Source organism: Candidatus Equadaptatus faecalis, assembly GCA_018065065.1.
GTDB classification, from domain to species: Bacteria; Synergistota; Synergistia; order Synergistales; family Synergistaceae; genus Equadaptatus; species Equadaptatus faecalis.
Genome location: JAGHTZ010000006.1, coordinates 1 through 2,635 on the forward strand (window position 1 = coordinate 1; position 2,635 = coordinate 2,635).

The following is a 2,635-nucleotide window of genomic DNA, read 5'->3' on the forward strand; positions in this document are numbered from 1 at the left end:
GTACAACCTCTTATACGGAAAACATCGGACTCATGGCGCTCACAGGCGTTGCAAGCCGTTACGTAATCAGAATAGGCGCGGTAATTCTTATTCTGCTGTCACTCTTTGCAAAGCTCGGCGCACTTATAGCAACCATGCCTTCGCCGATTATCGGCGGCGCTTACATAACGCTTTTCGGAACAATAGGCGCACTCGGAATTCAAAACTTGATGCGCGCGGACATGGGCAGTCAGAGGAACGTCCTCATAGTCGGTTTCTCATTCCTCATGTGCCTCGGCGTCCCCGGCTGGGTTGAAACGCAGCAGGCGCTCTTCACAGGCTTCTTCGGACAAATGCTCGGCGGAATGGTCTGGGCTGTTCTCAAAACCCCGATGGCAGTCGCCGGTCTCTGCGCTGCATTCTGCGACAATCTTATCCCTGGAACAGACAAAGAACGCGGTATAGCAAAGTAATTATTCAGGCGACAACACAAAACAACGGCGGAGTTTTTCCGCCATTGTTTTATCTTTAAGCCGGTCTCTGCGCCGCATTCTGCGATAATCTTATCCCGGGTACGGATAAGGAACGCGGCATAGCAAAATAATTTCTAAAATAATAATATATCAAAGCGGCAGGGCAAACGCTCTGCCGCTTGTTTTGTTCAAAGAATTATAACGGACGAAAACGGCGAAGCACCAATTTAAGCCTGACACCGATATAAAAAATGAGGACTGAATTTGTCCTCGTTTTTGTATCTGTCAGCAACTTCTTTGATTATTAGAAATTTATACTATCCCCGTCCAACAAAAAATCTTCAAGACCAATTATGCGAAAACCCTCCTCATCAGTCCAAGGGACATCTGCGTCGCCGACAATGATAATTTTCTTAAAAGCGTCTCCGACACGTCTTAATGAATTTCTTTCCTGTTCGCATTTCTCAGCCGTGTACATTTGGTATGCAGACTGAATATATATGCGCGAGCTCCCTTGATTTGCCACAAAATCAATCTCTGCCTGTCGCCATTGCTGGCGTTTTTCATTGTTCATCTGTCTGTACTCCACCATACCGACATCAATGTTGTATCCGCGTACAAGCAGTTCATTGTAAATAACGTTTTCCATAAGCTGAGAGGCTTCCAGCTGTCTGAAATTCAGTCTGGCGTTTCTCAGACCAACATCAGTAAAATAATACTTCATGCCGCTTCCGATATAGCGTCGCCCCTTAACATCATACCGCTGAGCTTTGTCAATCAGAAATGCCGCTTCAAGGCAGTCAATATACTTCGATACAGTCTTGTTGCTGCAAAGAGTTTTTTTCTCACTTAAAAACGTGTTTGCTATTCTGGCAGGATTCAAAGGAGAACCGACTGACGATGCCAAAATATCCGTAACATCGCCAAGTTCAGATTCGTTTTTAATTCCGTTTCGTTCAATAACATCTCTGAGATAAACGCTGCCGAAAAGATTTTTAAGATACTCAGCCTTCTGAGCATCATTTTTCATATTGACCGTTGCCGGCAAACCTCCGTAAACGGAATATTCTCTCCATGCCTGCCTGAAATTTTTACCGGCAGCAGAAAAATACTCCGCAAAATTCAGCGGGAAAACACGAACTTCATCTCCTCTGCCTCTGAATTCAGTCAGCACATCTGACGATAAAAATTTTGAATTGCTTCCAGTTACGTACAAATCAACATTCTTAATCTTCATCAACCCAAGCAGAACATCAGTAAAACCTATTTTACCGGCACCTTTTGGCAGCCACGGATTTTCAATCTCCTCAACCTTTTGTATTTCGTCCAAAATCACGTAATGCATTGTGCCATCGTCAGCAATTAAGTTTCTTACATATTCGCTGAGCGCTGCAGGGTTCCAATACATAGCGTTTCTGTCATCATCCAGCGCAATCATAATTATGTGCCTGTCATCAACGCCGATACTTTTAAGGTACGGACAAAAAATATCCGACAGCAAAAAAGACTTTCCGCAGCGGCGAATACCGGTAATAACCTTCACCATACCGTTATGCATTCTGTCTGTTAATTTTTTGAGATACAGCGGTCTTTGGATAAACATTCCATTCCCTCTTTTTATACTATAGTAGCTTTTTTAGTAATGACTATTATAAAACAGCCACATATAAAGGTCAAGAAGAAAAAATCCGATTAGAAAACTCGCCGCTGACCTTTCAAATACACTTTCAATATGCCTTTTGATGTACTCCACAACGCCCTCTGTAAAATATGGAATTCAATTCCATATTTTACAGAGGTTATAACAGATACCTGTAAGCAGTGCAACTATCAATTAAATGACGACAATTTTAGCATCTTAATATACAGGACAAGACAGGCGGAGCAAACACTCTGCCGCTTGTTTTATTGACGTGTAACATATTATCATATTTTATCATATTTTTTATTGCTTTTCCGCATTTTGCCTATTGACTTTTGCATTGTTTAGTGTATAATTGTCTCCGTGTTGAGGCAGACGAGTTCTCTGTCTCTCCCTGCAGAACATTATATCGGCGGAGGGTCTCACCAGCCATCTTCACCGCCGGTACACGGTGGAATGTCCTGTACAAATCGCATTGACGTCAAGCGCAGTCAATTTAAGGCTTCGGCAAGCTCGTTCCTTATTTAGGTACGACGGCTGG

2 protein-coding genes are annotated in these 2,635 nt (G+C 43.0%); one reads left to right on the forward strand and one right to left on the reverse strand.

The genetic code is table 11. From position 1 onward, the window contains the following. Positions 1-452: xanthine permease (locus KBS54_00435; protein ID MBQ0054602.1), on the forward strand; the 452-nt coding region annotated here is incomplete at its 5' end. 304 nt (positions 453-756) lie between these two features. Here the strand turns inward: KBS54_00435 and KBS54_00440 are convergent. Then, a complete protein-coding gene (locus KBS54_00440) occupies positions 757-2,055 on the reverse strand; it encodes an ATP-binding protein (protein MBQ0054603.1) in 1,299 nt (432 codons plus the stop codon). Between the last annotated feature and the right edge of the window lie 580 nt (positions 2,056-2,635).